A 3,752-nucleotide genomic window follows, 5' to 3' on the forward strand; every position below is an offset into this window, starting at 1 on the left:
CGATAGCGGAGTGTCAGTTGCTGCATGTGTTGACTGACACACCGCTATCGCGAGCAGGCTCACTCCTACAGAGGTTTGTGTCTGGCCTGAAGACCTGTTTAAAAACGACCTCCATCTGTACTGAAAGCGCTACAGCGGAACGATATCGCTACACCCTCCCCTGATCACCGCTGTGCAAGGCTTTGATCCACCTAGGCTTTTTTCTTCGCCTCTTGCTGTAGCGATTTCGCTACAGTCATCAATCTGTTGCGCATCGCAATATCAACTAAGCTATTGATTTATAACGATAAAAAAACATTGGCCGCGAAATTGCTTAGTAACCCACCATAAAGCAGGGCTTTAGCCCAAGCATTCCATCGCGTCCACCAGACAAGTCTGGCCCCCTTAGGAGTTTCCATGAGCGAGTTGCGTTTTACTGAAGATCACGAATGGCTGCGCACCGAAGCTGACGGCAGCGTCACTGTCGGCATCACCGCCTTCGCACAGAACGCCTTGGGCGACGTGGTTTTCGTACAACTGCCTGAGCTGCAGTCCTACGACAAAGGCGCCGAAGCCGCCACCGTGGAATCGGTAAAAGCCGCCAGCGGCGTGTACATGCCTTTGGACGGTGAAGTGGTCGAGACCAACCCGGCCCTCGAGAGCAGCCCTGAACTGGTCAACGAAGATCCGCTGGGCGAAGGCTGGTTCTTCCGCTTTAAGCCAACCGACGCTTCCGCTGTCGCCAAACTGCTGGATCAGGACGCTTACGACCGTCTGATCAAAGCCAACGCCGAAGCCTGAGGAGCGCTGACATGACTCAAGTCAACCTGACGACCGCCAACGAATTCATCGCCCGCCACATCGGCCCGCGTTCCGGCGACGAGCAAGCCATGCTCAACAGCCTCGGTTTTGACTCCCTGGAAGCCCTGAGCGCCAGCGTCATCCCCGACAGCATCAAAGGCACCAGCGTCCTCGGTCTCGAAGACGGCCTGAGCGAAGCCGATGCCCTGGCCTTGATCAAGTCCATCGCCGGCAAAAACCAGCTGTTCAAAACCTTCATCGGCCAGGGTTACTACGGCACCCACACGCCGTCGCCGATCCTGCGCAACCTGCTGGAAAACCCGGCCTGGTACACCGCGTACACCCCGTACCAGCCAGAAATCTCCCAGGGTCGTCTCGAAGCGCTGCTGAACTTCCAGACCCTGATCAGCGACCTGACCGGCCTGCCGATTGCCAACGCATCCTTGCTCGACGAAGCCACCGCCGCCGCCGAAGCGATGACCTTTTGCAAACGCCTGAGCAAGAACAAGGGCAGCCACGCCTTCTTCGCGTCCGTGCATTGCCACCCGCAAACCCTCGACGTGCTGCGCACCCGTGCCGAGCCGCTGGGCATCGACGTGGTCGTTGGTGACGAGCAGGCACTGACTGACGTGACGCCGTTCTTCGGTGCCTTGCTGCAATACCCGGCGAGTAACGGTGACGTCTTCGATTACCGCGAACTGACCGAACGCTTCCACGCCGCCAACGCGCTGGTCGCCGTCGCCGCCGACCTGTTGGCCCTGACCGTGCTGACCCCTCCAGGTGAGTTCGGCGCCGACGTGGCCATCGGCAGCGCGCAACGCTTCGGCGTGCCGCTGGGCTTCGGTGGCCCGCACGCGGCTTACTTCTCGACGAAAGATGCGTTCAAGCGCGACATGCCGGGCCGTCTGGTCGGTGTCTCCGTGGACCGTTTCGGCAAACCGGCCCTGCGCCTGGCGATGCAAACCCGCGAGCAACACATCCGCCGCGAGAAGGCCACGTCGAACATCTGCACCGCGCAGGTTTTGTTGGCCAACATCGCGAGCATGTACGCCGTGTACCACGGCCCGAAAGGCCTGACGCAGATCGCCAACCGCATTCATCACCTGACCGCGATTCTGGCCAAGGGCTTGAGCGCACTGGGGCTGACGGTCGAGCAAGAAAGCTTCTTCGACACGTTGACCATTAAAACCGGCGCCAACACTGGCGCGTTGCACGACAAGGCTCGCGCCCAGCAGATCAACCTGCGCGTCGTGGATGCCGAGCGTCTGGGCCTGTCCCTCGACGAAACCACTTCGCAAGCCGACGTGGAAACCCTGTGGGCCCTGTTCGCCGACGCTAAGGCGCTGCCAGACTTCGCCGCCCTCGCCGGTTCCGTGGTCAGCACCCTTCCGGCCGCGCTGGTTCGCCAATCTCCGATCCTCAGCCACCCGGTGTTCAACCGTTATCACTCGGAAACCGAGCTGATGCGCTACCTGCGCAAGCTGGCCGACAAGGACCTGGCCCTGGATCGCACCATGATCCCGCTGGGTTCGTGCACCATGAAACTCAACGCCGCCAGCGAAATGATCCCGGTCACCTGGGCCGAGTTCGGTGCCCTGCACCCGTTCGCCCCGGCCGAGCAAAGCGCCGGTTACCAACAGCTGACCGACGAACTGGAAGCGATGCTCTGCGCCGCCACCGGTTACGACGCGATCTCCCTGCAACCGAACGCCGGTTCCCAAGGTGAATACGCCGGCCTGCTGGCAATTCGCGCCTATCACCAGAGCCGTGGCGAAGACCGTCGCGACATCTGCCTGATCCCGTCCTCTGCCCACGGCACCAACCCGGCCACCGCCAACATGGCCGGCATGCGCGTAGTCGTCACCGCGTGCGATGCCCGCGGCAACGTCGACATCGAAGACCTGCGCGCCAAGGCCATCGAGCACCGCGAACACCTCGCAGCATTGATGATCACTTACCCGTCGACCCACGGCGTGTTCGAAGAAGGCATCCGTGAAATCTGCGGCATCATTCATGACCACGGCGGCCAGGTGTACATCGACGGCGCCAACATGAACGCGATGGTCGGCCTCTGCGCCCCGGGCAAGTTCGGCGGCGACGTGAGCCACCTGAACCTGCACAAAACCTTCTGCATTCCCCACGGTGGTGGCGGCCCGGGCGTTGGCCCGATTGGCGTGAAATCGCACCTGACCCCGTTCCTTCCGGGTCACGGCACCATGGAGCGTAAAGAAGGCGCGGTCTGCGCGGCACCGTTCGGCAGCGCGAGCATTCTGCCAATCACCTGGATGTACATTCGGATGATGGGCGGCGCGGGCCTCAAGCGCGCTTCGCAGCTGGCGATCCTCAATGCCAACTACATTTCCCGTCGCCTCGAAGAGCACTACCCAGTGCTGTACACCGGCAGCAACGGTCTGGTGGCGCACGAATGCATCCTCGATTTGCGTCCGCTGAAAGACAGCAGCGGCATCAGTGTCGATGACGTCGCCAAGCGCCTGATCGACTTCGGTTTCCACGCTCCGACCATGTCCTTCCCGGTCGCCGGCACGCTGATGATCGAGCCGACCGAAAGCGAATCCAAGGAAGAACTGGACCGCTTCTGCGACGCCATGATCCGCATCCGCGAAGAAATTCGCGCCGTGGAAAACGGCACGCTGGACAAGGACGACAACCCGCTGAAAAACGCCCCGCACACCGCTGCGGAAATCGTTGGCGAGTGGACGCATCCGTACAGCCGTGAGCAAGCGGTATACCCGGTTGCGTCGCTGATCGAAGGCAAGTACTGGCCACCGGTCGGTCGCGTCGACAACGTGTTTGGCGATCGCAACCTGGTTTGCGCTTGCCCGTCGATCGAAAGCTACGCTTGATCCATAGGGGGCGGTTCACCGCCCTCACAAGGACACACCGGTTCTGTAGGAGCGAGGCTTGCCCGCGAAGAGGCCATCACGGCCGCTAAAAGCTTCGCGGGCAAGCCT

The 3,752-nt window shown here is 61.5% G+C and carries 2 protein-coding genes; both read left to right on the forward strand.

Annotated elements, in window-relative coordinates; all coding sequences use genetic code 11:
* Positions 1–396: 396 nt before the first annotated feature.
* The gene (gene gcvH / locus QMX98_RS33135; protein WP_154501450.1) at positions 397–780 is read left to right on the forward strand and encodes a glycine cleavage system protein GcvH; all 384 of its coding nucleotides are present in this window, start codon (positions 397–399) and stop codon (positions 778–780) included.
* Between the two features lie 11 nt (positions 781–791).
* Positions 792–3,644 (forward strand): aminomethyl-transferring glycine dehydrogenase, encoded by a 2,853-nt coding sequence (gene gcvP, locus QMX98_RS33140; protein WP_282412012.1) that lies wholly within the window; start codon positions 792–794, stop codon positions 3,642–3,644.
* Positions 3,645–3,752 lie beyond the last annotated feature (108 nt).

It is taken from the genome of Pseudomonas sp. PS02303 (assembly GCF_029959925.1).
Classification (GTDB): Bacteria; Pseudomonadota; Gammaproteobacteria; order Pseudomonadales; family Pseudomonadaceae; genus Aquipseudomonas; species Aquipseudomonas mandelii.